The organism is Roseovarius mucosus DSM 17069 (genome assembly GCF_000768555.3).
Lineage (GTDB): Bacteria > Pseudomonadota > Alphaproteobacteria > Rhodobacterales > Rhodobacteraceae > Roseovarius > Roseovarius mucosus.
Genome location: NZ_KN293988.1, coordinates 61,420 through 82,682 on the forward strand (window position 1 = coordinate 61,420; position 21,263 = coordinate 82,682).

The 21,263-nt window shown below is 59.5% G+C and carries 28 protein-coding genes; 13 read left to right on the forward strand and 15 right to left on the reverse strand.

All coding sequences use genetic code 11. From position 1 onward, the window contains the following. Window positions 1-42: 42 nt before the first annotated feature. From ROSMUC_RS16450 to ROSMUC_RS16460, 3 genes are all read right to left on the reverse strand, one after another. Entirely contained in the window at window positions 43-729 is a 687-nt protein-coding gene (locus tag ROSMUC_RS16450) for a TVP38/TMEM64 family protein (RefSeq protein WP_099911740.1), read from the reverse strand. A 38-nt stretch (window positions 730-767) separates the two neighbouring features. Beyond that, window positions 768-1,154: a DUF302 domain-containing protein gene (locus ROSMUC_RS16455; RefSeq protein ID WP_037275483.1), complete on the reverse strand. Its 387-nt coding sequence runs from the start codon at window positions 1,152-1,154 to the stop codon at window positions 768-770. A gap of 145 nt (window positions 1,155-1,299) precedes the next feature. After that, window positions 1,300-1,857: an EF-hand domain-containing protein gene (locus ROSMUC_RS16460; protein WP_245875212.1), complete on the reverse strand. Its 558-nt coding sequence runs from the start codon at window positions 1,855-1,857 to the stop codon at window positions 1,300-1,302. A 198-nt stretch (window positions 1,858-2,055) separates the two neighbouring features. Between ROSMUC_RS16460 and ROSMUC_RS16465 the strand changes: the two genes are divergently transcribed. From ROSMUC_RS16465 to ROSMUC_RS16485, 5 genes are all read left to right on the forward strand, one after another. Further along, window positions 2,056-2,778, forward strand: coding sequence for a response regulator (locus ROSMUC_RS16465; RefSeq protein ID WP_037275440.1), 723 nt, complete (start codon window positions 2,056-2,058; stop codon window positions 2,776-2,778). Beyond that, window positions 2,778-4,187: an ATP-binding protein gene (locus ROSMUC_RS16470; protein ID WP_037275442.1), complete on the forward strand. Its 1,410-nt coding sequence runs from the start codon at window positions 2,778-2,780 to the stop codon at window positions 4,185-4,187. The genes ROSMUC_RS16465 and ROSMUC_RS16470 overlap by 1 nt, the downstream gene beginning before the upstream one ends. Next, window positions 4,184-4,504 (forward strand): SHOCT domain-containing protein, encoded by a 321-nt coding sequence (locus ROSMUC_RS16475; RefSeq protein WP_075571760.1) that lies wholly within the window; start codon window positions 4,184-4,186, stop codon window positions 4,502-4,504. Before ROSMUC_RS16470 ends, ROSMUC_RS16475 begins: the two co-directional genes overlap by 4 nt. A gap of 451 nt (window positions 4,505-4,955) precedes the next feature. After that, window positions 4,956-5,534 carry a L,D-transpeptidase gene (locus ROSMUC_RS16480; protein WP_037275444.1) on the forward strand — a complete coding sequence of 193 codons (579 nt, stop codon included), beginning with the start codon at window positions 4,956-4,958 and terminating at the stop codon, window positions 5,532-5,534. 31 nt (window positions 5,535-5,565) lie between these two features. Next, window positions 5,566-6,024, forward strand: coding sequence for a c-type cytochrome (locus tag ROSMUC_RS16485; RefSeq protein WP_037275446.1), 459 nt, complete (start codon window positions 5,566-5,568; stop codon window positions 6,022-6,024). A 4-nt stretch (window positions 6,025-6,028) separates the two neighbouring features. Here the strand turns inward: ROSMUC_RS16485 and ROSMUC_RS21225 are convergent, their stop codons facing one another. Then, complete coding sequence (locus tag ROSMUC_RS21225) at window positions 6,029-6,250, reverse strand: hypothetical protein (protein WP_206018470.1); 222 nt, start codon at window positions 6,248-6,250, stop codon at window positions 6,029-6,031. 122 nt (window positions 6,251-6,372) lie between these two features. On the opposite strand from ROSMUC_RS21225, the gene ROSMUC_RS16490 reads away from it, so the two are divergent. Together ROSMUC_RS16490 and ROSMUC_RS16495 are read left to right on the forward strand one after the other, a co-directional pair. Next, a complete protein-coding gene (locus ROSMUC_RS16490; RefSeq protein ID WP_037275448.1) occupies window positions 6,373-7,761 on the forward strand; it encodes a multicopper oxidase family protein in 1,389 nt (462 codons plus the stop codon). Continuing rightward, window positions 7,743-8,237, forward strand: a complete 495-nt coding sequence (locus ROSMUC_RS16495; protein WP_245875213.1) for a c-type cytochrome — start codon at window positions 7,743-7,745, stop codon at window positions 8,235-8,237. The genes ROSMUC_RS16490 and ROSMUC_RS16495 overlap by 19 nt, the downstream gene beginning before the upstream one ends. 201 nt (window positions 8,238-8,438) lie before the next feature. Here the strand turns inward: ROSMUC_RS16495 and ROSMUC_RS16500 are convergent, their stop codons facing one another. Beyond that, window positions 8,439-8,645, reverse strand: a complete 207-nt coding sequence (locus ROSMUC_RS16500; protein ID WP_075571761.1) for a heavy-metal-associated domain-containing protein — start codon at window positions 8,643-8,645, stop codon at window positions 8,439-8,441. Between the two features lie 137 nt (window positions 8,646-8,782). Here ROSMUC_RS16500 and ROSMUC_RS16505 point away from each other — a divergent pair, with 137 nt between their 5' ends. The 6 genes from ROSMUC_RS16505 (at window position 8,783) to ROSMUC_RS16530 (ending at window position 15,107) form a co-directional block, all read left to right on the forward strand. Continuing rightward, window positions 8,783-11,302, forward strand: a complete 2,520-nt coding sequence (locus ROSMUC_RS16505) for a heavy metal translocating P-type ATPase (RefSeq protein ID WP_037275450.1) — start codon at window positions 8,783-8,785, stop codon at window positions 11,300-11,302. A 13-nt stretch (window positions 11,303-11,315) separates the two neighbouring features. Next, window positions 11,316-11,738, forward strand: coding sequence for a Cu(I)-responsive transcriptional regulator (gene cueR / locus ROSMUC_RS16510; RefSeq protein ID WP_009820195.1), 423 nt, complete (start codon window positions 11,316-11,318; stop codon window positions 11,736-11,738). An 11-nt stretch (window positions 11,739-11,749) separates the two neighbouring features. After that, window positions 11,750-12,166: an ion channel gene (locus ROSMUC_RS16515; protein ID WP_037275452.1), complete on the forward strand. Its 417-nt coding sequence runs from the start codon at window positions 11,750-11,752 to the stop codon at window positions 12,164-12,166. A gap of 99 nt (window positions 12,167-12,265) precedes the next feature. Then, complete coding sequence (locus ROSMUC_RS16520) at window positions 12,266-13,135, forward strand: DUF305 domain-containing protein (RefSeq protein WP_052115426.1); 870 nt, start codon at window positions 12,266-12,268, stop codon at window positions 13,133-13,135. A 1-nt stretch (window position 13,136) separates the two neighbouring features. Further along, the gene (locus ROSMUC_RS16525) at window positions 13,137-13,910 is read left to right on the forward strand and encodes a glutaredoxin (protein ID WP_281256635.1); all 774 of its coding nucleotides are present in this window, start codon (window positions 13,137-13,139) and stop codon (window positions 13,908-13,910) included. An 87-nt stretch (window positions 13,911-13,997) separates the two neighbouring features. Further along, the gene (locus ROSMUC_RS16530; RefSeq protein ID WP_037275456.1) at window positions 13,998-15,107 is read left to right on the forward strand and encodes a permease; all 1,110 of its coding nucleotides are present in this window, start codon (window positions 13,998-14,000) and stop codon (window positions 15,105-15,107) included. Here the strand turns inward: ROSMUC_RS16530 and ROSMUC_RS16535 are convergent. The 10 genes from ROSMUC_RS16535 to ROSMUC_RS16575 form a co-directional block, all read right to left on the reverse strand. Continuing rightward, window positions 15,104-15,844, reverse strand: coding sequence for a cytochrome c biogenesis CcdA family protein (locus tag ROSMUC_RS16535; protein ID WP_037275457.1), 741 nt, complete (start codon window positions 15,842-15,844; stop codon window positions 15,104-15,106). The two genes, ROSMUC_RS16530 and ROSMUC_RS16535, sit on opposite strands and share 4 nt — an antisense overlap. Continuing rightward, complete coding sequence (locus ROSMUC_RS16540) at window positions 15,841-16,332, reverse strand: hypothetical protein (RefSeq protein ID WP_037275459.1); 492 nt, start codon at window positions 16,330-16,332, stop codon at window positions 15,841-15,843. The genes ROSMUC_RS16535 and ROSMUC_RS16540 overlap by 4 nt, the downstream gene beginning before the upstream one ends. Further along, window positions 16,329-17,033: an SCO family protein gene (locus tag ROSMUC_RS16545; protein WP_037275461.1), complete on the reverse strand. Its 705-nt coding sequence runs from the start codon at window positions 17,031-17,033 to the stop codon at window positions 16,329-16,331. Before ROSMUC_RS16545 ends, ROSMUC_RS16540 begins: the two co-directional genes overlap by 4 nt. Further along, the gene (locus ROSMUC_RS16550) at window positions 17,033-17,323 is read right to left on the reverse strand and encodes a hypothetical protein (protein ID WP_037275462.1); all 291 of its coding nucleotides are present in this window, start codon (window positions 17,321-17,323) and stop codon (window positions 17,033-17,035) included. The genes ROSMUC_RS16545 and ROSMUC_RS16550 overlap by 1 nt, the downstream gene beginning before the upstream one ends. Window positions 17,324-17,405: 82 nt before the next feature. Beyond that, window positions 17,406-17,918 (reverse strand): TlpA family protein disulfide reductase, encoded by a 513-nt coding sequence (locus ROSMUC_RS16555; protein ID WP_037275463.1) that lies wholly within the window; start codon window positions 17,916-17,918, stop codon window positions 17,406-17,408. Next, window positions 17,915-18,511: a DsbE family thiol:disulfide interchange protein gene (locus ROSMUC_RS16560; RefSeq protein ID WP_009820201.1), complete on the reverse strand. Its 597-nt coding sequence runs from the start codon at window positions 18,509-18,511 to the stop codon at window positions 17,915-17,917. Before ROSMUC_RS16560 ends, ROSMUC_RS16555 begins: the two co-directional genes overlap by 4 nt. Further along, window positions 18,508-18,933: a c-type cytochrome gene (locus ROSMUC_RS16565; RefSeq protein ID WP_037275465.1), complete on the reverse strand. Its 426-nt coding sequence runs from the start codon at window positions 18,931-18,933 to the stop codon at window positions 18,508-18,510. The genes ROSMUC_RS16560 and ROSMUC_RS16565 overlap by 4 nt, the downstream gene beginning before the upstream one ends. Window positions 18,934-19,082: 149 nt before the next feature. Next, window positions 19,083-19,217, reverse strand: coding sequence for a hypothetical protein (locus tag ROSMUC_RS21610; protein ID WP_007121580.1), 135 nt, complete (start codon window positions 19,215-19,217; stop codon window positions 19,083-19,085). Between the two features lie 66 nt (window positions 19,218-19,283). After that, the gene (locus ROSMUC_RS16570) at window positions 19,284-19,739 is read right to left on the reverse strand and encodes a DUF411 domain-containing protein (protein ID WP_009820203.1); all 456 of its coding nucleotides are present in this window, start codon (window positions 19,737-19,739) and stop codon (window positions 19,284-19,286) included. A gap of 40 nt (window positions 19,740-19,779) precedes the next feature. After that, window positions 19,780-21,099 carry a multicopper oxidase family protein gene (locus ROSMUC_RS16575; RefSeq protein ID WP_245875214.1) on the reverse strand — a complete coding sequence of 440 codons (1,320 nt, stop codon included), beginning with the start codon at window positions 21,097-21,099 and terminating at the stop codon, window positions 19,780-19,782. Window positions 21,100-21,263: the final 164 nt, after the last annotated feature.

Sequence of the window (21,263 nt, forward strand, 5' to 3'; positions counted from 1 at the left end):
TCAATCCATGGTGCTCGTTTCAGAAGATGGTGTGCGTCACGATCAGTCATGGCGTAATCTACATCTTTGCCAGTCCCTGACGCCGATGAAGACGAGCGGGGTCAGGGTCAGAGCGCCCAGTCCGATTGCAGCCCAGGCAGCACGGGAGGTGTCTCCGCTGACGGCTTCGTTGCCGAAATGCGCGAGTACGAAACTGGCAGGAATAATTCCGGCTAACGTGGCCAGTCCGAAGCGCCAGAAATGCAGTCGGCTGAGCCCCGCTGCATAGCTGACAATATCGAACGAAACGAATGGTAACAGCCGACTGATAAAAACCGTGAATGTTAGCGCGTTCTGAGAGCCAAGCCAGCCAACATCGATCTTGTCGCCAAACCATTGCCGCAATACGTCCCGACCCAAAAACCGGGCGAGAACGAAGGCTGCAAGAGCGCCGAATTCGGCACCGAGAACGATGTAAACTGTTCCGACGGTGTGGCCGTAGGCCGCGCCTGCAGCCAGTGCGATGGGTGCACTTGGGATCGGCGTGGCCACGATCGCTATCGTCATCAGTCCGACGACTAAAATTGGCCCCCAGATACCTGCAGCCATGACCCAAGCAGAGATCCTGTCGCCGTTCAGGCGGGTCAGGGTGTCGGGCAGCGGTCCGAACGCAAGGACCAGCAAGGCCGCCGCGAATGCCAGCGCGATGGCGGTCTTGACGGTTGGTGTGAGCGTATTGTTACGGTTCATCTGCGCCTCATGTCAGGTCAAGGGCATCGAGAGAGACTTCAGGCCGCGTCCAAAGCGGCCCGGAGCAAATCGCGGACTTGATCGGCGACTTCGTGCAACTCGGCGTTCTCTACCGCTTGCATAGAGGCCACAGGGTCAATGGCGCTGATTTCGGTGCCTCCGTCCATCTGGCGCAGAATCACATTGCAGGGCAGCATCGCGCCGATGCGCGGCTCGATTTCGATGGCCTTGTGGGCCATGCCCGGATTGCAGGCACCAAGGATGCGATAGGGCGCCATCTCCACACCCAGCTTCTTTTTCATCGTCGCCTTCACGTCGATCTCGGTCAGTACGCCAAAGCCCTTTTCTGTCAATGCATCGCGGACGCGCATTTCAGCGTCGCCCAAGGCGACATCTTTCAAGACACGATCATAGGTATAGGCCAATTCGATTTTCTCCCTTTCGGATTTTCTGTGGTTGCTGCTCATTGCCTGGACTTGGCAAGTCCGGACGCGGTCTGGTGTTGCGTCCGGATGTTTTCGGATCAGACGTTTGGGGAAGCGGCGCCAGTCAGAGCTGGCGCCGAACCTCTCAATTGTCGTTCATCATGGTGCCGTCGCCCATGCCCTGGCCATTGCCGGGCTGACCCTGCGACTGCGCCATGTTCGACCGCATCATCTGCATCCGTTCCATCATTTCGGCAGGCGCCACCATCTCTTCCGCCGTCACCGCGCCGTCACCGTCGGCATCGAGGTGCTGGAATCGGTCCACCATCATCTCGCGGATCATCGCGCTGTGAAGCGTTTCGAACTCTGCAATCGAGAGGGAGCCGTCGCCATCGCCGTCATATTCGGCAAGCTTGGCCTGCAGCTGCGTGCGCATCTCTTCAGGAGTGACCTTGCCGTCGCCATCAGCGTCCAGCATCTTCGTCATGCCTCCGCCCATCGGGCCCATAACGCCCATCATGCCGCCGCCCATCATGTTGCCATGCATGCGCTGCATCATATCCATCATTCCATCCATGCCCTCCATCATGCCCATCATGCCGGGGGCACCTCCTTGCGCGGCACCGGGTCCGGATTTTCCGCCGTGTCCGTGGTGGGACTCCGCGAACGCGGCACCGCCAAGGACGGTTGCAGTGAGGGTCATTGCAGCGAGTAGAGTATTGCGTTTCATTTAGGTTACCTCGTGTCAGTGTTGCGATACAGAACATATGGCAGATGCCTGTCGCGAAGGAATGCAGGGAGCGCAGGCGTTTTGTATCGGCAGGTCGCAAACGCGGGGCCTGTTACACTTCGTGACAAATCTCTTCGGGAAAGCACCCGGCATTCATCTAAAGGAAGGCTTATGAGCGAACCGCCGCACATTCTTGTCGTCGATGACCACCGCGAAATCCGCGATGCCGTGACGCGCTACCTGGAAAAGAACGGGATGCGCGCAACGTCCGCGCGCGACGCGGTCGACATGGATGCGAAGCTTGCGAACGGCAAGTACGACCTCATCGTCCTCGATGTCATGATGCCGGGGGAAGATGGTCTTTCCGTGTGCCGCCGACTTTCGGCAAGTGGATCCGTTCCGATCCTGATGTTGACCGCGCTCGGGGAGGAAACCGACCGGATTGTTGGCCTTGAAATCGGCGCGGATGACTACCTAGCGAAACCCTTCAACCCGCGTGAACTGGTCGCCCGGATCAAGGCCATCCTGCGCCGTTCGACGAAAGCCGAACCCTATGCAGGTACACTTTCGGGCCGACGTATCGCATTTGCCCATTGGATTCTGGACACGGACAGTCGGGTACTTTCGAACGAGGACGGTGAGCAAATCGATCTGACCAGCGCGGAATTCAAGCTTTTGACCGTCCTGCTGGAACGTCCTCGTTTTGTCCTCAGCCGCGATCAGTTGCTCGATCTGACGGCAGGCCGCGCAGCGTCAGTATTTGACCGGACCATAGACAATCAGATCAGCCGACTGCGCCGGAAGATCGAGCTTGATCCGTCGCGGCCGCGCATCGTCACGACTGTGCGCGGCGGCGGCTATTGCCTGGCTGCCGATGTCCACGAGTTGAGCTGATGCCGCGCCCCTTCGATAATCTTCGTGGGCAGTTGGTCCTGCTGATCGTCGCGGCGCTTGCTGTCGCACAGACGATCAGCCTGTGGCTGTTCGTCGACGAGCGTGGTCTCGCCGTGCGCGCCGCCTTGGGTTTCGAAGCGGCAGGCCGGGCCGCGAACGTCGCGCTCTTGCTCGAAGAGGCGCCGGAGTCCTTGCAGCAGGCGATCCTGAGAGCGGCGAATTCCCCTTTGGTACGTTTCGATCTTTCGGACATTCCCGCTGTCGATCATGAAAGCCATGCAGACGGTGGAGCCGTAGAGGCGCGCGTTCGCGGACTACTAGGTGGCGCGAACGATCGAGAAATCCGCGTGGAATTGCACGAGGTCGAGCAAGGCATTCCGCCGATGCCACATCTCGCGCCGGAGATGGCCGAAATGCATCTCGCGATGATGCGGGGCGAGCTTTCCGCGATCGAAATGCAACTGTCGATCGCCCTGGCGGACGGGCAGTGGCTGAATGTCGGAACAAGGTTCGAGCGGCCGCCGTTGCAGTGGCCATGGGCTTCAATCGTCAGTTTCGGAATCACGGCGGCGATCATTCTAGTCTCGGCCTGCTGGTTTCTTCTGACCCGGCTAACCGGACCGCTTCTGCGCGTTTCGCGCGCAGCCGACAGGCTTGGAAAGGGGGAAGCCGTCGATCCGTTGCCACTGATCGGTCCGAGCGAGGTGCGCGGCCTCACGCAGGCCTTCAATCGGATGCAGGCGAGACTGACGCGTTTCGTCGCGGACAGGACAAGACTTCTTGCGGCATTGGGCCATGATCTGCGCTCTCCGCTGACCGCCATGCGGGTGCGGGCGGAGATGGTGGACGAGGACGAAACGCGTGAAAGTCTTGTCGCCTCAATCGAGGAAATGCAGGAGATGGTCGATGCAACGCTTGCCTTTGCACGGGGCATGGCCAGCTCCGAAGTCTACGAGACGGTGGATCTGAAAACCTACCTGAAGCAGTTGCAGGCCGACATGATCGACGGCTTCACCCTTGATACAGCCAACAGCATAAGCGTTCGCTTGCGTCCCCAATCGGTGCGCCGCGCCCTGCGCAACATCATCGAGAACGCGCAGCGCTATGGCGGGGGGGCGGAGGTCACCTTCGTACATGACGCCGAATACGTCCAGATACGGGTCTCCGACAACGGACCTGGGGTTCCCGAAGCCGAACTCGAGCAAGTGTTCGAGCCGTTTTTCCGGCTCGAAAAATCCCGCTCGCGCGAAACCGGTGGGACCGGTCTTGGCCTGTCGATCGCGCGAACGATTGTGCGGGCCCATGGCGGCGACGTAGCGCTGACGAACCGCACCGAAGGCGGTCTTCTCGTGACCGTCACTTTACCACTCGAAACAGAACCTGATCAGCAAGAAAGGAACACCTCATGATAAAAATGGTATCCGCTGTAACCCCGTCAGCCCTAGTATTGTCCGCCGGAGCCGCGCTCGCCGATCCTGCGGACAGTTGGGGCAACGGTTTCGGTCACATGATGTGGGGAGGTGGATTCGGCATGGCTGGCGGTTTGATGATGCTGTTGTTCTGGGGGGCGATCATCGCATTGATCGTGTTGGCCGTCCGCGGGTTCTCGGCCGGGTCCCGCTCAGGCGGCAAATCCGACGCGGCCGAGATTCTTCGCGAACGCTATGCCAAAGGTGAGATTGACGAAGAGGAGTACGAGCGCCGCAAGGCGAAACTCGAATTGTGACGCCAAGGCTGATGCTTTTGATGCCCACCGAACTATGAATCATTAACTATCGACCTTCCCGCCATGGAACGCTGTGTCCACTAAGGGAACGGCCGAATGATTGGGAAATCGGACAGGTTGTTTTCGCCTTCGGCTTCGACACCGCAGTGTTCCAAACCGTGCTGCCCATGAGGGTTGCAATGTTCCATGGATGCATATTGCGCGCCGTTCGTGTTTACAGGCCTCGCATTCAGGTCATTTTGGCACGGCAACAAATCGCGTGATGTCAGTAAGCCGAAGGTAGATATTTGAGGATCACGATCTGGTGACAGCCGGGTTCGCGCGCACTTTTTTGCGATGCTACGAACTGATACAAAATTCACTGTTATGTCAGACGAGCTCGCTTGACCCTCCAGTGCTGGAAGGTGGTTTATGCACACCTGATAGGCAAGAAATCAGTAGCAGGAATGCCATGGTAGAGCAGGCACCCTTTGTAATCCATAGACGTCGTTTCGTACTGGCTGCGGCGAGCGGCGTAATCGCGTTGGCTGCGCCGTCGTTACTCCGGGCGCAGGGAGTGGAAACGACGCGTCGGAACTTATCGTCTTTCCGCACGCACGAGTGGCGGGACCATTTCGAGTCCCTGGACAAAGGTATCATCATTTCGGATACGATCACGAAAGTGTTGCAGCATTGGACCACCGATGGCGAAATGCGAATCTATCCGACATCGGTTCCCCTGACCGATGAGTTGACAAAGCGGGGCTATACCGAGGTTGTCGAAAAAAGGGAGAACCCGAGCTGGGCGCCAACGCCGTCGATGCGTGAGCGCAACCCCGAATGGCCAGCACTTATTCCAGGCGGAGACCCCGCCAATCCGCTGGGCACCCGTGCGCTCTATCTGTCTTGGCAGTATTACCGGATCCACGGAACGCAGGATACTCGGAAGATCGGGCGCAAGTCGTCGAACGGATGTATTGGCCTCTACAACGAACATATCGAGGAAGTCTTTGAACGAACGGCTCTGGGAACGCAGGTGAAGCTGATTTGAGCAGAGTGGTTCTCGCGAGGGACAGTAAAGAATGAACAAGATGCTTCTGGCCATTCTGGCCCTTTTTTTGATCGGGGGCCTCGCCGTTTATTGGAACGCGGCCCCATCCAGGCAACAGTCGGCCGGTCACTCGATGGTGCCACCGGACACAAGCGGCGTGGCCCGAGGGGCACCCATCGTGGAGGTTTCGGTGCCGACGGACCTGTCAGCGAATGCACAGATCGGAAAAGGCGCATTCGAGGCGAAATGTGCCGAATGCCATGGCGCCAACGCAGCAGGTCAGAATGGTGTTGCGCCGCCACTTGTGCACAAGATCTATGAGCCTTCACATCATTCGGACATGGCTTTCGTCTTGGCGGCGAAAAACGGTGTCCGGTCGCATCACTGGAATTTCGGGAATATGCCTCCGGTCAAGGGACTGACAGACGCTGATGTCAAGATGGTCACGCAATTCGTCCGGGAACTCCAAGAAGCGAATGGCATTTTCTAACAGATTAAAGGGTAAAATTTTTTTTTACCGGGAAGTTGGCCAATCGCCACCGACCGCGACTCTTCCAGAGCTTCTTGCCGTGCGCGGCTGGACCGTCGCGGACCTGAACTATGATTTGCTCGGCAGTTTGACTCGGCAGGGCAACGTGTTCGGTGGAATTCGGCGCGGTCGTGTAAACCGAAACTCGGTTCCTCCCTATTTTCGACTTGCCTGCGATGTCGGTCAATCTTCTGGCTATCAGGTTGCTGAAAGCAGAAGAGAAAATCACCTTACGGGTGTCGCAGCCGAACTACGATCAAAGCGACGGGGCGCGCCAGAGCTCCATACTATTTAAGGCTAGGAGAGAACATGATACGTCGGGATTTCCTTTTGCGTAGCGCTTCGGCGGCCGCTGTCCTTCCATTGCCCAGAGCGGGGCGCGCATTGACGCCTCAATTTGACGAATTCAAAGCTCAAGTGAGCGCGGTCCAGCTCGCGCCGCCGCCTTATCCAAAGACGGAAATATGGGGCTATGACGGCATGATGCCCGGCCCGGAGTTGCGGATCGCGCAGGGTGCCCGCGTTCAGCGAAAGTTACTGAACGCGCTGCCACAGGCAAGCTCGGTCCACTGGCACGGAATCCGGATCGACAACGCGATGGACGGCGTCGCCGGGCTGACCCAAGCCGCCGTCGAACCGGGCGAGAGTTTCGATTACGACTTCGTTGTACCTGATGCCGGAACCTATTGGTATCACGCCCATGCGAGGTCCTTCGAACAGGTCGCCCGAGGGCTTTACGGCGCGCTGATTGTTGAGGAAGCGGAAGCTCCGGAAGTGGATCGCGAGGAGGTTCTGATCCTGGACGATTGGCTTCTCGATCCCGAAACCGCACAGATCAATCCCGACTTCACCTCTGCGCATTCCCGCAGCCACGCAGGCCGCATGGGAAATTTCGTTGCGACGAACGGACAGTACGGTCTTGCGATCGATGTGCGTCAGAATGAACGGCTTCGACTGCGTCTGATCAATGCGGCCAACGCGCGGATCTTCGTCGTTGATATCGCCGGAATGGAAGGCTGGACCATCGCGTTGGACGGGATGCCACTGGCGCAACCCCAGAGGCTCGGCGAACCCCTCATTCTCGGCCCCGGCCAGCGCGCCGATCTGATCGTCGACGTGACTGCCGACTCCGGTGAAACGGCCCATCTGGTGCGCCTCGACAATGGGGAAGGTATGTCACAAGTTGCCCTTACCGTGACCGGTCGGGCGTCCGCCGTACGCCGGGATGACCCCCCTGCCCTGCCGAGCAATGCGAATATGGATGTTCCGGGCCTAGACAATGCGGTTCCCGTTCGCCTTAACATCGAGGGCGGTGCGATGGGCCGGATGCAATCGGCGGTCTTGAACGGTGAACGGAAATCCTTCCGCGATCTGGTCGACGAAAACGAATACTGGGCCTTAAACGGCACCGTCGGAATGCCCGATGCACCGCTTGCCGGTCTCGCTCTCGGGCAGACCGTCAAGCTTGAGATTAGCAACGACACGTCCTTCCCGCACGCGATGCACTTGCACGGGATGCATTTCCGCGAAATCGGCGAGGATGCCACATTGGGGCCGCTCCGGGATACGATAACGATGTTCCGGGGCGAAACGCGGACCGTTGTCTTTGTCGCCGATAATCCAGGCGACTGGCTGTTTCACTGCCACATGCTCAGCCACGCGGCCGCCGGCATGATGACATGGATGCGAGTGACGTGATGCGAAGATACCTGATGCTGTCGGTGATTTTTCTGGGCGGTGGCGGAGCCGCAGCCTGGCTCATGAGCACGGCCGGTGTGCTGACCGAATCCACGCCGGAAGCCGCCGACATTGCACAGGGTGAAGATCTTTACAGAGAATATTGCGCGGCCTGCCATGGTGCCGATTTGGAAGGACAGCCGGATTGGCGGTCGGCCGGACCAGATGGCGTCCTGCCTGCACCGCCGCATGACGAAACCGGTCATACCTGGCATCATCCCGATGGCGTGCTGTTTGACTACACCAAGCTGGGCGGCAAGGCCGCTCTTGCCCTCCAAGGGGTCGAGCTCGAAAGCGGCATGCCCGGGTTCGGCGACCAGCTGTCGGACGCCGAAATCTGGAACATCATCGCTTACATCCAATCAACGTGGCCGGAGCGTCAGCGCGCTATTCAAGCCGAACGAAGTGCTGACCAGCGACAGCAGGAAGGCAACTGAACCGCGTCCGAGAAAGGCGCTGAATATCTTGAGGTCGAGGAAAAGTTGGACTGGTTGTCGAGCGAAGGTATGACGCAATCGAGTTACCGCCCATCCAAGGACAATCATTTGGTCGAGTGCGCTTAATCGACTTGGCACGACAGGACGCTGGGTACGTGATCCGGCAAGTTTTGCACCAGTAATTGCAGTCCCAAGGGTTATTCAGGTCGCGGCTGGCGCCGACACATCGTATCCTGCGTTTTTGATCGCTTCCGACACCGCCCTGACGCTGAGAAAACTCTCGACCGAAACGGTATGCGTGCTCAAGTCGCACGAAACGGTCGCAGTTGGGTCAATAGACCTAATCGCCTTGTCAATTGTTGCGGTGCAATGCCCGCAACTCATTCCCGGAACTGTGAAGCTGCTCATATACGTCTCCTTCTCTCTTATCTTCAGGTGGGCGCTTCCAGCGGAGGAAGGTCAAGGGCAAAAAAATATTCTGAAAAGCTTGACCTTCCAGTTGGTGGAAGCCCTAGATATCTTACCCAGAGACGAAGGAGACGCTCATGCCAGTCACACAAGACCTGCGGGTCTCTGTCCAGAACATGTCCTGCGCATCATGTGTCGGTCGGGTCGAGCGCGCGCTCTCGGCGCTGCCCGGGGTCGAAGAAGTCAATGTGAACCTTGCGGCCGAAACTGCGCAGGTCCGAATCGACTCGGAAACCCGGATACCGGAGCTGATCGACGCGCTGGATCGGGCCGGCTATCCCGTCCGGACGCAGACTATTCGCCTGAACGTCTCGTCCATGTCCTGCGCGTCCTGCGTCGGCCGTGTCGATAAGGCGCTGGCGGCAGTGCCTGGCGTTCTGGAGGTCAACGTCAATCTCGCCTCCGAGACCGCAACCGTGACTTATGTCGAGGGCGCGATGAAGATCTCCGATCTAATGAAAGCTGCCACAGACGCCGGCTACCCTGCTGAACCGGCGGACAGTGTCTTGCCCGAGGAGCACAGCGCCCGCAAGGCAGGCGAAGCGCGCGATCTGGCCCGTAAGACCGCCTTCGCTGCGACATTGGCGCTGCCGGTTTTCCTGCTCGAGATGGGTGCACACCTAGTGCCGGGGATGCACGAGATGATCGGCCGCACCATCGGTCACCAGACAAGTTGGATGATCCAGTTCGCACTGACGACAGTTGTGCTGTTCTGGCCCGGACGCCACTTTTACGCCAAGGGCTTCCCCGCGCTTCTGAAGGGCGCGCCCGACATGAACAGCCTCGTCGCCGTTGGCACCGGCGCAGCCTATCTCTATTCTCTTACCGCGCTCTTTGCGCCTGCGCTGCTGCCCGTGGCGTCCCGTGCCGTTTACTTCGAGGCAGCGGCAGTCATCGTCGTGCTGATCCTTCTGGGCCGCTGGATGGAGGCGCGCGCCAAGGGCCGCACCGGTGCCGCGATCCAGAAGCTTCTTGGCCTTCAGGCCCGCACTGCGCGAGTTCTAGTGGACGGGGAGCCGCAGGACGTCGCCATCGAACGGATCGGCACCGGCGACATCCTCGTTGTGCGTCCCGGCGAACGCATTGCGGTGGATGGGGACGTCACGCAAGGCAGCGCCCATGTCGACGAGAGCATGATCACCGGAGAGCCGGTTCCCGTCTCCAAGTCCGAGGGCGATCCGGTCACCGGCGGCACCGTCAACGGCACCGGCAGCTTCCAGTTCCGCGCCACACGTGTCGGCGCCGACACGACGCTCGCGCAAATCATTCGCATGGTGGAGCAGGCGCAAGGCGCCAAGTTGCCGATCCAGGGCCTGGTGGACCGGATCACGCTGTGGTTCGTGCCGGCGGTCATGGCACTGGCCGCGTTGACCGTTCTGGTCTGGCTGCTGGTCGGCCCCTCGCCCTCCCTGTCCTACGCGCTTGTGGCCGGGGTCTCGGTTCTCATCATAGCCTGCCCCTGCGCCATGGGACTGGCCACGCCGACCTCGATCATGGTCGGTACTGGGCGCGCAGCCGAGATGGGTGTGCTTTTCCGCAAGGGCGACGCGCTGCAACGACTGACGTCGGTGAATGTTATCGCGCTCGACAAAACCGGCACCGTCACCCAAGGGCGCCCCGAACTGACCGATATGGTCCTGGCCGACGGGGTCGACCGGGCCGACATCCTGGCACTGGTGGCGGCGGTCGAGACGCAGTCCGAGCATCCCATCGCCGAAGCCATCGTGCGCGCGGCCCAGGCCGAGAACGCGGCACGTCACGACGTCGAGAGCTTCGAATCCATCACGGGCTACGGCGTTCGGGCCAAGGTTGCCGGCCACGAGGTGCTTGTCGGTGCAGATCGCCTGATGGTCCGCGAAGGACTGAGCATCGGGTCGCTGGTCGAGGCGGAGGGCCGCTTGGCCGTGCTGGGCCGCACGGCATTGTTTGCCGCGGTGGATGGCAGGGTTGCAGCGGTCCTCGGCGTGTCCGATCCGGTCAAACCCGCCAGCGCGGCCGCCATTGGCGCGCTGCACCGCCTTGGGCTGGAGGTCGCTATGATCACCGGCGACAAGCGCGAGACAGCCGATGCCATCGCACGCGAAACCGGCATCGACCACGTGATCGCCGGCGTTCTGCCCGATGGCAAGGTGGCCGCACTAAACGAGCTTCGCCAAGGGGGCCGACGGATCGCCTTCGTCGGCGACGGCATTAACGACGCCCCCGCGCTGGCACATGCGGATGTCGGTATCGCCATCGGCACGGGAACCGATGTGGCCATCGAATCCGCCGATGTGGTGCTGATGTCGGGCGATCTACGCGGCGTGGTCAACGCCTTTGAAGTATCAGGCCGCACGATGCGCAACATCCGTCAGAACCTGTTCTGGGCGTTCGGCTACAACGTCGCGCTGATCCCGGTGGCTGCGGGTGTGCTCTACCCCACGTTCGGCTTGTTGCTCTCGCCAGTCCTGGCTGCCGGAGCCATGGCACTGAGTTCGGTCTTCGTGCTGACCAACGCCCTTCGGCTACGCAGGGTCCGTCCCATCATGGAAGAAGCCAGAGCGCGCGGTGGTGAAGAGGCCACTTTACTATCCCCTAACCCTGTCGCCGCTGAATAAGGAGAACCTGATCATGAATATTGGAGATGTCGCCGCCCTTTCTGGCCTCCCAGCCAAGACGATCCGATACTACGAGGATGTCGGGCTTGTGAAGCCTCTTCGCAGCACGAACGGCTATCGCACATTCCGTGAAAGCGATGCGCACAAGCTCGCGTTTCTCGGCCGTTCCCGGGCGCTCGGCTTCAGCATTGAAGACTGCCGCAACCTTATTGCTCTGTACGAGGACGAAAAACGCGCCAGCGCCGAAGTCAAGGATATCGCCGAGCAGCATCTTGAACGGATCGACGACAAGATTGCGGAGCTGAAGGAAATGCGCGCGACGCTAGCACATCTAGTGGACGCCTGTGCCGGGGATCACCGCCCGGATTGCCCAATCCTCGCCGATTTGGCAACGAAACACCGCGGCGAAGAGCAACTCAAGAATACTGCGTTGTAGGGTGCGAGCGTTTGGCTTGGGCGATCCTCTTTGCGATTGTGCTCTTCGGTTTGAGCGGACTTGTGCATGTCCGTGCGATGAGTTTCGTCATGACGGCCACCAAACGCACTCCATTCACACAATTAAGCCGCCTCTTATTTGCCCTCTATACACTCGCGACCGCCCACATAGGTGAAGCCGGGCTTTACGCACTGGGTTTCAGTTTCGGCGAGTTCTTAGGTATTGGCGGTTTCGCTCAAGACAACGTCGATTCATTCATGGATGTTTTCTACTTTTCCATCGTCAATTACTCCTCTCTGGGGCTTGGCGATATTTATCCCACGGGTCATTTGCGCTTTCTTGCCGGCATCGAGGCCCTGAATGGCTTTCTCCTCATCAGCTGCTCGGCCTCTACAATCTTCCTCGTGGTCACGAGAAAGATGGATTAGGAGCGCCACAAAACCTCATCCCAAAAGAGTTGGAACCCTCCATCGCTGGAAGGTTGTTGATGTTCTGAACGGGGATGGAACAAGCGAAAGGAGCACGTCATGTCATATTGGAGATTTACCGCCATGATCGCGACCTCGACGGTCGTGATGTTCGGGCTGATGTATCTCAACACCTATCTTCTGACCCATGTTTTCTGGTCCGAAACCCGAGCCTATATGGCGCTGTTGATGGGTGCGACGATGGCGATCATCATGTTGGCGTTCATGCTTTCAATGTATTCGAGCAAGACCGTAAATGCCGCTATTTTCAGCGGTGCCGTCGTCGTGTTCGCCGCCTCGCTCTGGCTCGTACGAAGCCAGGTCACGGTGGGCGATACCAGCTACATGCGCGCGATGATCCCACACCATTCGATCGCGATCATGACATCGAGCCGCGCCGATATCTCGGATCCGCGCGTGCGCAAGCTCGCGGACGAGATCATCTATGCGCAAGATAAGGAAATCGCGGAGATGCGCTATCTGATCAACGATATCGATGCATCCGGCGACACATCCGAGACTGCAAGTGTCGAGAGCCCCCGTATTGTGAGCTTGGATCAAGCCCTGTCAACAGCAAACGTCGCAGTGCTCGACCCCGGCTTCCTGACGAAGGAGGATATCGCGCAGCTTCTGCCGAATGGCGCGGCGTGCACATTCAACTATACAACCGGCAGTCCGGCCTCACTGGCATTGGGTGAGATCGATGGCGCAGCCGTCGGGCTCGTCAAGCTGAGCGGCGATCTCGTCCGGGTCGAACAGAATGCAGCCGGCGAATTGGGCACAGAAGGCCTGTCGATCCGCCTTGGCGTTCCCCAAGACGGTGCTGCGCTCGAAACCGCAGGTACCGAACCGGTCGATGCGACTCTGACGATCGAGCTCGATGCCGGTCTGACCGCCGGATTCCGGGGATTCTACAGTTGCGGGGCATGACATGAAGCACCATTCAAGCACACAAGCGCAGTCGGCGACGCTGTACCGCATGGTCATGCCGGGCCACCTCTGCCCCTACGGTCTGAAGTCCAAAGACTTGCTGGAGAGGCAAGGGTATGAGGTTGAGGACCACCATCTGACCACGCGTGAGGAAACCGACGCGTTCATGGAAGAGCACGGCGTCGAAACCACCCCGCAAACTTGGATCGGGGAAGAGCGGATCGGCGGATATGACGACCTTCGGGTCCATTTCGGCATCGATGCGCCGGAAGACGAACGCTCGGACACGTCCTACCAGCCCGTGATCACGATCTTTGCCGTCGCGTTCCTGATGGCGCTCGGTTTGTCGTGGTACAGCTTCGAGAACATTTTCACCCTGCGCGCCCTGGAATGGTTCATCTCGATCTCGATGTGCTTTCTGGCCGTACAAAAACTTCAGGATGTCGAAAGCTTTTCGACCATGTTCCTGAACTACGACCTGCTGGCGCGTCGGTGGGTACGATATGGCAAAATCTATCCGTTCGGAGAGGCTTTCGCAGGTATCCTCATGGTCGCTGGGGCGCTGACCTGGCTTTCGGCACCGGTGGCCTTGTTCATCGGCACTGTTGGCGCAGTATCGGTTTTCAAGGCGGTCTATATCGACAAGCGTGAATTGAAGTGCGCCTGCGTCGGCGGCGACAGCAACGTACCGCTCGGCTTTGTCTCGCTCACAGAGAACCTGATGATGATGGTCATGGGGATCTGGATGCCGATTAGGGTCTATCTGATCGGCTGAAAGGCGGGTGCCGTTTTCATATCCCTCGGACTCGTTCTCCCGATAGATGCGCAAGTCGGACAGCACTGCGAAAAAGGGTCAAGCTGAATGGACCAGATAATCGAAGCATTCACGACCGGGGCGGGCATGCTCTGGAAGGCGCTCTGGGCGCTCATCTTCGGGTATATCATCTCCGCAGGCATCCAGATTTTCGTGACACGGGATCAGATGGCGCGTGTTCTTGGCGACCGTGGTGCCAGGAAGGCAGGCATTGCCGGCTTCTTTGGGTTTGTGTCATCGTCCTGTTCCTTCGCGGCTCTTGCCGCGTCGCGTTCGATCCTCGTGAAGGGTGCGCATCCGGTCAATTCGATCGCCTTCCTGATTTCATCGACAAATCTGGTGATCGAGCTTGGAATCGTCCTTCTGGTCCTGCTGGGCTGGAAATTCATGGTGGCAAATTTCATGCTTGGCATCCTGATGACGATCTACGCCTATGCCCTCACCCTGATATGGCTTCCAAGGTCGTTTGTCGAAAGCGCAAAAGAGCATGCGGAGAAGGCCCAGTCCGACGAAGGTATGGAGAGGGACCAGACCATGAAGGGTTCGTTCCGCGACAAACTGCTGTCCCGCGAAGGATGGGACCGGATCGCCCGCGCTTTCTTCATGGAATGGAAGATGGTCTGGAAGGAGATCCTCTTCGGCTTCACGGTCGCGGGTTTCATTTCCGTCTTTGTGCCGCAGAGCTTCTGGAACGCGATCTTTCTGGTCGGAGATGGCGGTGCGCAGGACGCGCCGGGCTTCCTGATCGTTCTTGAAAACGCGCTGGTGGCACCGGTCGTGGCCTTCTTCACCTTCATCGGGTCGATGGGCAATGTCCCCCTGGCCGCGATGCTCTGGTCGCGCGACGCGTCGTTCGGAGGCGTGATCGCCTTTCTCGGAGCCGATCTTGTTGCTGCCACGGTGATCTGGGTGCGCGCAAAGTATTACGGCTGGCAGTATGCGCTCTATCTTTCAGGCTTGCTGTACCTGTGCATGGTCGCTGCGGGAATTACGGTGCATTACCTGTTCGCTCTCGTAGGGATGATCCCGACCGAGCGGCCGTCGCTTCAGGAAATGGTCCGGTTCAGCATCGATTACACGTTCTTCCTCAACCTGATCTTTCTCGTCATCGGGTCAGCACTGATCTGGCTTCACATCAGGAATGCCGAGGAAGACTAACCGATTGAGGCCAAGAATGGGAAGGTTCCCAGAAGCCAGTAGGCAAACCGGGACAATTGGCCGGTCATGATGGCAACGCCCATGATGATCATGGCGACGCCTGCGCCCTTATAGAGCCAGCGACCGGCCTTGCCGATCTGTCTGACCCGCGCGGCGATGGCGTCGGTGAACAGCGCGGCCAACAGGAACGGCACGCCCAGCCCCGCGGAATAGATCGACAGCAGCCAGATTCCGTCCGACATACCGCCGGAAGTCGAACTGAGTGTCAGGATCGCGCCAAGGATCGGTCCGATGCAGGGGGTCCAACCAAAGGCGAAGGCCAAGCCCAGGACGTAGGCTCCAAGCGGGCGACCCCCCGGAATGTCGAGTGTGAAGCGGGTGTCGCGCGAGAAGGCATCCAGACGAAAGACGCCCAACATGACCAGTCCGAACAGGATGATGATCGCGCCGCCCAGATAGTTCAGCTCGATGCGCCATGTCAGCAGCAATGATCCGATCGCGCTGGCCCCGGCCCCGAGGGCGACGAAAACCGTCGAAAACCCCAGAACGAAGCAGGTGCTTAGGCCCAGTGCCCCGGCGCGCGCCCGCAGACCGACCGACCGTGTCGTGCGCAAATCCGGCTGGCCAGCGATGTAGGAAACATAGCCCGGAACCAGTGGCAGGACGCAGGGCGACAGGAACGAAATGGCCCCCGCCAGAAAGGCCGCGAAGATGCCGATGCCGGAAATATCCATCATGCGTTTCCATGTCCGCTAAAGGGCCGTGATGCCCACCAGAAGGCAATCAGCGGGATTACGATCCATTGCAGCACGGGCGACAGCCCTGCATCGAGGACCGGAATGATCGGCATCAGGTCCGAATAGGCCCAAGCCGCGCGGATCACGATGTTGAGCCATTCGCTGAACAGCGTATATCCCAACCCGAACACCACCGTCAGGACGGTTACCGAGCGTCGCGTCGAAGCGACAATGGGCCAGCCTCGGCCCGACATCATCAAGGCGAGCACCAGCGCGCTCATGGCAATCAGGATGTCGCCACCCGTGCAATGAACCGCAGCGAAGACGATCTCACCCCAGGTGCCCTCGTTCCAGATCGTGTAGAGCGGCATGTGCGCGAACTCCCAGACCAGATTGGCCGGGATGATTACCGAAAAATACCGACGCAGGGCTGTCAGTGAAATTCCGTCTGTCGAGGACAGCCTGACGCCAGTCGCGGTGACACTCATTGAAACACCCCTGTCACCCGGTCCCACCAACTGCGTTCCCGGCGTCGATGCTGGGCATTGTTGATCAACTCGCTGACATAGAGGATCAGGTTCACATTCTTGAAATCCATGCCATGGAACTTTGCGGCAAACCGCCCGCCGATATCCACGACATGGGTGACCGCACCGTGCATCATCATGTCGCTGTCGGCGGTCGTGGTGAACTCGAGCCCATAGTCCCGCGCCACAAGGCGCGTCGCGTCGTCGCTCTGATCGGGCCGTTTGGTCAGAATGACCCAGTTGCTCGGATCGAGCCCATGCCGGTCCGCGTAGTCGCGCAGAACGTCCGGCGTGTCATTCACGGGATCGGTCGTGATCGAGATGAATTGCACCAGATCGCTCATCGGCCCGTCGTTGATCGAAGCCTGGACCGCCGCGATCTTTTCCGCATGGAGCGGGCAGAGATCCGGGCAGTTGGCGTAGATGAAATGCAGGATGACGACCCTTTCGCTGAAATCCGCCAAGCGCACAGGATTGCCCTCCGCATTCCGCAACTCGAAATCCGGGGCCTGTGCTGCGTCGATGGCCTGGAAGTATGGCTCCATCTCGAACATCCGCGCATCCAGATTTTCACCCGGATGATTGGCGGAGGCCGGAAAGGAGATCGTGGCCGCAAGTGTGACCAAGGCGGCGCGCCGGGTCAGATAGATAATCAACTGCATCACCTTTCGGATTGATCGGGCGTGCCACTACCCGCATCGTTGCATTTCCCGCCGGACCCGCCCTTCATGCACAGACCAAGCCCGCACATCGCGGCACAGGGTGCCAGTGAGACCAGGACAGGCGCGAGCCCGATCGCGGTGAGCCATCCCCAGTTCAGAGCCATGCCGCCGCCCATCACGGTTGCCGCACCGACGAACAGCAATCGTCTGCGTGTCAACCACCGGGGCCAGTTGCCTGCGCTTTCGATGTCGGCGGCACCCGCATCGTTGGAAGATGATATGTCGGTCATCCGGAAAATCCTTCTGAAGTTTGAGTACTGGTCATTCTGATAACTGGGCGGTCAAGGGCGGGCGGCGCTCTTTCAGGGGCGCTTATTCGATAAAGCCTCGCAAGAAGGAGACCATCTCGGGATCATCCCATTCGGCCGGGCCGACCAGTCTCCCAAGCTCCCGCCCCTGCGCGTCGATCAGGATCGTTGTCGGCAGACCGACGGTGCGCAGCGCGGTCATCGACAGCATGGTCTTGTCGACATATATCTTGAGATTGGTGACACCGATCTCGTCGTAGAAACGCCGCACGACGGGCGATCCGGCCCGGTCGATGGACAGGGCGACCACTTCGAACCGGTCGCCGCCAAGTTCCGCCTGAAGCGCATCCAGCGTCGGCATCTCTTCCCGGCATGGCACGCACCAGGTTGCCCAAACATTCACGAGGATCACCTTGCCGCGAAAATCCTCCATGTCCCCACGGCTGCCGTCCTCGGTCTCGTAGCGCACATTGATCACCGGCTGCGGCGTGTCGTGCAGTGCGAAGCCTTGCGGCCCGGCAAACGCAGCGCCGACGGACAATGCCCAGACGAGCAGCGCCGTTTTTAGATATTTCATGGCGTTGGCTCCTTGCCGGCTTGGGTTTTCAGATCACGGACGATCGGCAAAAGGGTTTCCTCCAGAATCGCTCGCGTGATGGGGCCGACATGGCGGTAGGCAATGGTGCCGTCGGACGTGATGACATAGGTTTCAGGCACGCCGTAAACACCCCACTCGATGCCCGCACGTCCGTTTATGTCGGCCCCGATGCGGGTGTAGGGATCACCCAGTTCGTCTAGCCAGGCGCGCGCCTGTTCGGGCGGATCCTTGTAGTTGATCCCGTAGAGCGGCACTTCGCCCGTGGCGCTCAATTCCATGAATAGCGGATGTTCGGCGCGGCAGGGCACGCACCACGAGGCGAAGACGTTCACCAGCGAAACATGGCCGATCAGGTCCTGCGTCGAAAGACCTTCCTCGCGGCCGAGCACCGGAGCGAGTGCAAACTCCGGTACGGGCTTGTCGATAAGCGCGGACGGCAGATCATCGCCCTCGCTGAAAAGCCCCCAGCCAAACAGGACCATAAGGGCCAAAGCCACGACGGGCACCAGCACAAAGCCGAGATTTCTCCGGCGGGGCGTGGGAACAGTCATATTGTCACGATAGCTGGTCATGGCTTTGCTTGCTGGTCCTCGCGGGTCCGCTCACTCTGAAAGGCACGTTCTTTGTCGGGCCAGGTGCTCTTGATGTAGTCGACGATCGACGTGATTTCGTCATCTGTCAGTACGCCCTCATATCCGGGCATGTCGCTTTCATAACCGGCCCCGACAATCGCCGCCGGTCCGCGTTTCACGATGTCGAACAATACGCGGTCCGTATGATGCCAGGTATGACCCGACGCATCATGCGGCGGGGCAGGCAATCTGCCGTTCGGCAATCGGGTGCGCCAATCAGGCTGCCCCTCCAGGTTTGCGCCATGGCAACTGGCACAATTCTCCTGATAGAGACGCTCGCCCATGCGCAAGTCGCTCTCCGCCGAAACGGGAGAGACCGTTGTGGCGAGCAAGACCGCGGCGAGCCTAATGGTGTTTTTCATGTCGCTTGTGCCTTCTTCTGGCTATCCAAATACAACGAGAGTGCTACTATCGATGCCACGACAAGCAGGACGCACGCCCCCAGACCAATCCCCATCGACAACAGGCCGTCGCCGTTGCTGTCGCCCTCATTCCGCATCTTGGCGCATTTCTATTTTCCGCTGTCCGAGCGGATGTATTTGACCAAGGCGATTGCCGCGAGCACCAGCACCGCCACGATGAGTAACCAAACCAGTCCCATCGCGATCATCATGCCGCCACCCATCATTCCACCATCCATCATCATGCACTTCATCCTTTGTTTTCCCTTGAAACCGGTCAGGCACGGGATCGCACCAGTCCGCGCAATTAATCATTCGACCGCATAGACGGTCGGGTTCACACCTTCTTCGACGGTGTAAATCTTGAACGGTTCCTGCTTCGCGCCCCCCATACCCGGCGATCCCAACGGCATGCCGGGAAGTGTCAGACCGGCAATGTCCGGGCGCTCATCAAGCAACTTGTTGACGACATCAATTGGCACATGACCGCTGACGACGTAGTCACCCAGAAAGGTCGTATGGCAGCCCTGGAAATCGTCCGGGATACCTGCATCACGGCTGATCTGAGCCAGATCATGGGTCGGCTTTACCTCGACCGTGAAGCCATTCTCGCGCAGGTAGTCCGCATAGCTCTCGCAGCATCCGCATTGCGGGTTCTTGTAGAGCGTGGCCTCTTGCGCTGCTGCAGGCGCGGCATTCAGGCTCATTGCAAGGACAGCGGCAGCACCTGCGGTGCCAAGACTGGCAAGTCCAATTAGTTTCTTCATCGGTTCTTTCCTTTCGTGGTGATCGTTACGTGAGATTGTTTCAGGTTTTGGTCGTGCCAGGATCGACACGTATGATGCCCATCATGCCGGCCGCCTGGTGTTCCAAGATGTGACAATGGAACATCCAGTCTCCCGGATTGTCCGCCACGAAGGCGATCTCGACCCGTTCCTCCGGTGCCATCAGGACGGTGTCCTGCCATTCGCGATGCCGTGTCGGTTGCCCGTTCCGTGTGATCACACGGAACGAATGTCCATGAAGATGCATCGGGTGATGCCACGCGGTGCGATTGTCCATCTGCAGCACATGCGACGTGCCCTGCGGCAGGACCAGCAATGGATCCATCATGTGCCCCGTTGCTGCTTTGCCGTTGATGAACCACATGTTGCCTTCGCGCATCTGCTCCATCATGGACCCCATGCCGCCGCCCATCATCATCTGCCCCATCATGCCGCCATTAAAGATGATCTGATGCCGCGTGGCAGCTTGCATATCGGGTTCGGCCAGCGGGTTGGGTGGCAGTTCCATCGACCAGTCCGGGACCGCGTCCCGTAACCGATCCGGCCCGTAGGCGAGATCGACCAGACGGTATTCCAGATCCCTGTAGAAGACATCGGTGATGGTCAGGCTCTCTCCGGGCTTGCCGGTCATATCAATCACCAGATCGACACGCATGGCCGGACCGACCACCACGATGTCATCGTCTGGTACATGAGGTGACACGGGTTGACCGTCCAGAGCGACCACGACCGGCGCAAGCCCCCCGAAATCCAGCCCGAATATCCGCGCGTTCGCTGCATTGACCAGCCGAAGGCGGATGCGTTCCCCGGATCGCACCGCGATACGGTCAGGGATCTGGCCGTTGATCGTCACGGAATTGCCGATACGACCGCCGTGCATCGCGTCGTGCCGGCTTCCGAAATCTGTCGCAATCTGTCCGTCGCCGGTCATCCGCCAGTCATCGAGCATCCAGGTCAAATCGCGATCCACGCGGATCGGGTTTGCTTCCTCGACGATCAGCGGCCCGTAAAGCCCGCGCCCGACCTGTTCCGAACTGCGCTGGTGCGGGTGATACCAGAATGTACCTGCGTCCAGCGCATCGAATTCGTAGAGAAACTCGCCACCGACCGGGATCGGGTCCTGTGTCAGGAACGGCACACCGTCCATCGCATTGGGTGTGCGAATGCCATGCCAGTGGACCGTCGTCCCTTCATTTAGCCCGTTCCGGGCCAGAACCCGAATTCGGTCTCCCTGCCGCACCCGGATCTCGGGGCCGGGGAGGGATCCGTTGTAGCTCCAGACGTCGGTAGGGCCGTAGGGTGCCGGTCGCAGGGCGGCTTGTCCGGCCGCAGCGCGTAGCAAGAATGGGTCCTCTGTCGGACCTGCCATCGCTACTCGTGCCGGTGACAGAGTGGATATGGCCGTGAAAGCGGCACCGGTGCGCAGCACGTGCCGTCGTGAAATCAGTCTGTTGAGGGTCATTACTTCTGCCTTGATCTGAAAGGGTCGCACTCAGCCAGCTTCGG

Excerpts from the sequence above, each read along its gene's own strand:
- ROSMUC_RS16565 (WP_037275465.1), bottom strand. The coding sequence starts at position 18,933 with ATGAAAAACACCATTAGGCTCGCCGCGGTCTTGCTCGCCACAACGGTC.
- ROSMUC_RS16570 (WP_009820203.1), bottom strand. The coding sequence starts at position 19,739 with ATGAAGAAACTAATTGGACTTGCCAGTCTTGGCACCGCAGGTGCTGCC.
- ROSMUC_RS16495 (WP_245875213.1), top strand. The coding sequence starts at position 7,743 with ATGGATGCGAGTGACGTGATGCGAAGATACCTGATGCTGTCGGTGATT.
- ROSMUC_RS16545 (WP_037275461.1), bottom strand. The coding sequence starts at position 17,033 with ATGCAGTTGATTATCTATCTGACCCGGCGCGCCGCCTTGGTCACACTT.
- ROSMUC_RS16520 (WP_052115426.1), top strand. The coding sequence starts at position 12,266 with ATGTCATATTGGAGATTTACCGCCATGATCGCGACCTCGACGGTCGTG.
- ROSMUC_RS16490 (WP_037275448.1), top strand. The coding sequence starts at position 6,373 with ATGATACGTCGGGATTTCCTTTTGCGTAGCGCTTCGGCGGCCGCTGTC.
- ROSMUC_RS16485 (WP_037275446.1), top strand. The coding sequence starts at position 5,566 with ATGAACAAGATGCTTCTGGCCATTCTGGCCCTTTTTTTGATCGGGGGC.
- ROSMUC_RS21610 (WP_007121580.1), bottom strand. The coding sequence starts at position 19,217 with ATGATGATGGATGGTGGAATGATGGGTGGCGGCATGATGATCGCGATG.
- ROSMUC_RS16475 (WP_075571760.1), top strand. The coding sequence starts at position 4,184 with ATGATAAAAATGGTATCCGCTGTAACCCCGTCAGCCCTAGTATTGTCC.
- ROSMUC_RS16550 (WP_037275462.1), bottom strand. The coding sequence starts at position 17,323 with ATGACCGACATATCATCTTCCAACGATGCGGGTGCCGCCGACATCGAA.
- ROSMUC_RS16450 (WP_099911740.1), bottom strand. The coding sequence starts at position 729 with ATGAACCGTAACAATACGCTCACACCAACCGTCAAGACCGCCATCGCG.
- cueR (WP_009820195.1), top strand. The coding sequence starts at position 11,316 with ATGAATATTGGAGATGTCGCCGCCCTTTCTGGCCTCCCAGCCAAGACG.
- ROSMUC_RS16555 (WP_037275463.1), bottom strand. The coding sequence starts at position 17,918 with ATGAAATATCTAAAAACGGCGCTGCTCGTCTGGGCATTGTCCGTCGGC.
- ROSMUC_RS16560 (WP_009820201.1), bottom strand. The coding sequence starts at position 18,511 with ATGACCAGCTATCGTGACAATATGACTGTTCCCACGCCCCGCCGGAGA.
- ROSMUC_RS16500 (WP_075571761.1), bottom strand. The coding sequence starts at position 8,645 with ATGAGCAGCTTCACAGTTCCGGGAATGAGTTGCGGGCATTGCACCGCA.
- ROSMUC_RS16505 (WP_037275450.1), top strand. The coding sequence starts at position 8,783 with ATGCCAGTCACACAAGACCTGCGGGTCTCTGTCCAGAACATGTCCTGC.
- ROSMUC_RS16530 (WP_037275456.1), top strand. The coding sequence starts at position 13,998 with ATGGACCAGATAATCGAAGCATTCACGACCGGGGCGGGCATGCTCTGG.
- ROSMUC_RS16460 (WP_245875212.1), bottom strand. The coding sequence starts at position 1,857 with ATGACCCTCACTGCAACCGTCCTTGGCGGTGCCGCGTTCGCGGAGTCC.
- ROSMUC_RS16465 (WP_037275440.1), top strand. The coding sequence starts at position 2,056 with ATGAGCGAACCGCCGCACATTCTTGTCGTCGATGACCACCGCGAAATC.
- ROSMUC_RS16535 (WP_037275457.1), bottom strand. The coding sequence starts at position 15,844 with ATGATGGATATTTCCGGCATCGGCATCTTCGCGGCCTTTCTGGCGGGG.
- ROSMUC_RS16525 (WP_281256635.1), top strand. The coding sequence starts at position 13,137 with ATGAAGCACCATTCAAGCACACAAGCGCAGTCGGCGACGCTGTACCGC.
- ROSMUC_RS16480 (WP_037275444.1), top strand. The coding sequence starts at position 4,956 with ATGGTAGAGCAGGCACCCTTTGTAATCCATAGACGTCGTTTCGTACTG.
- ROSMUC_RS16540 (WP_037275459.1), bottom strand. The coding sequence starts at position 16,332 with ATGAGTGTCACCGCGACTGGCGTCAGGCTGTCCTCGACAGACGGAATT.
- ROSMUC_RS16470 (WP_037275442.1), top strand. The coding sequence starts at position 2,778 with ATGCCGCGCCCCTTCGATAATCTTCGTGGGCAGTTGGTCCTGCTGATC.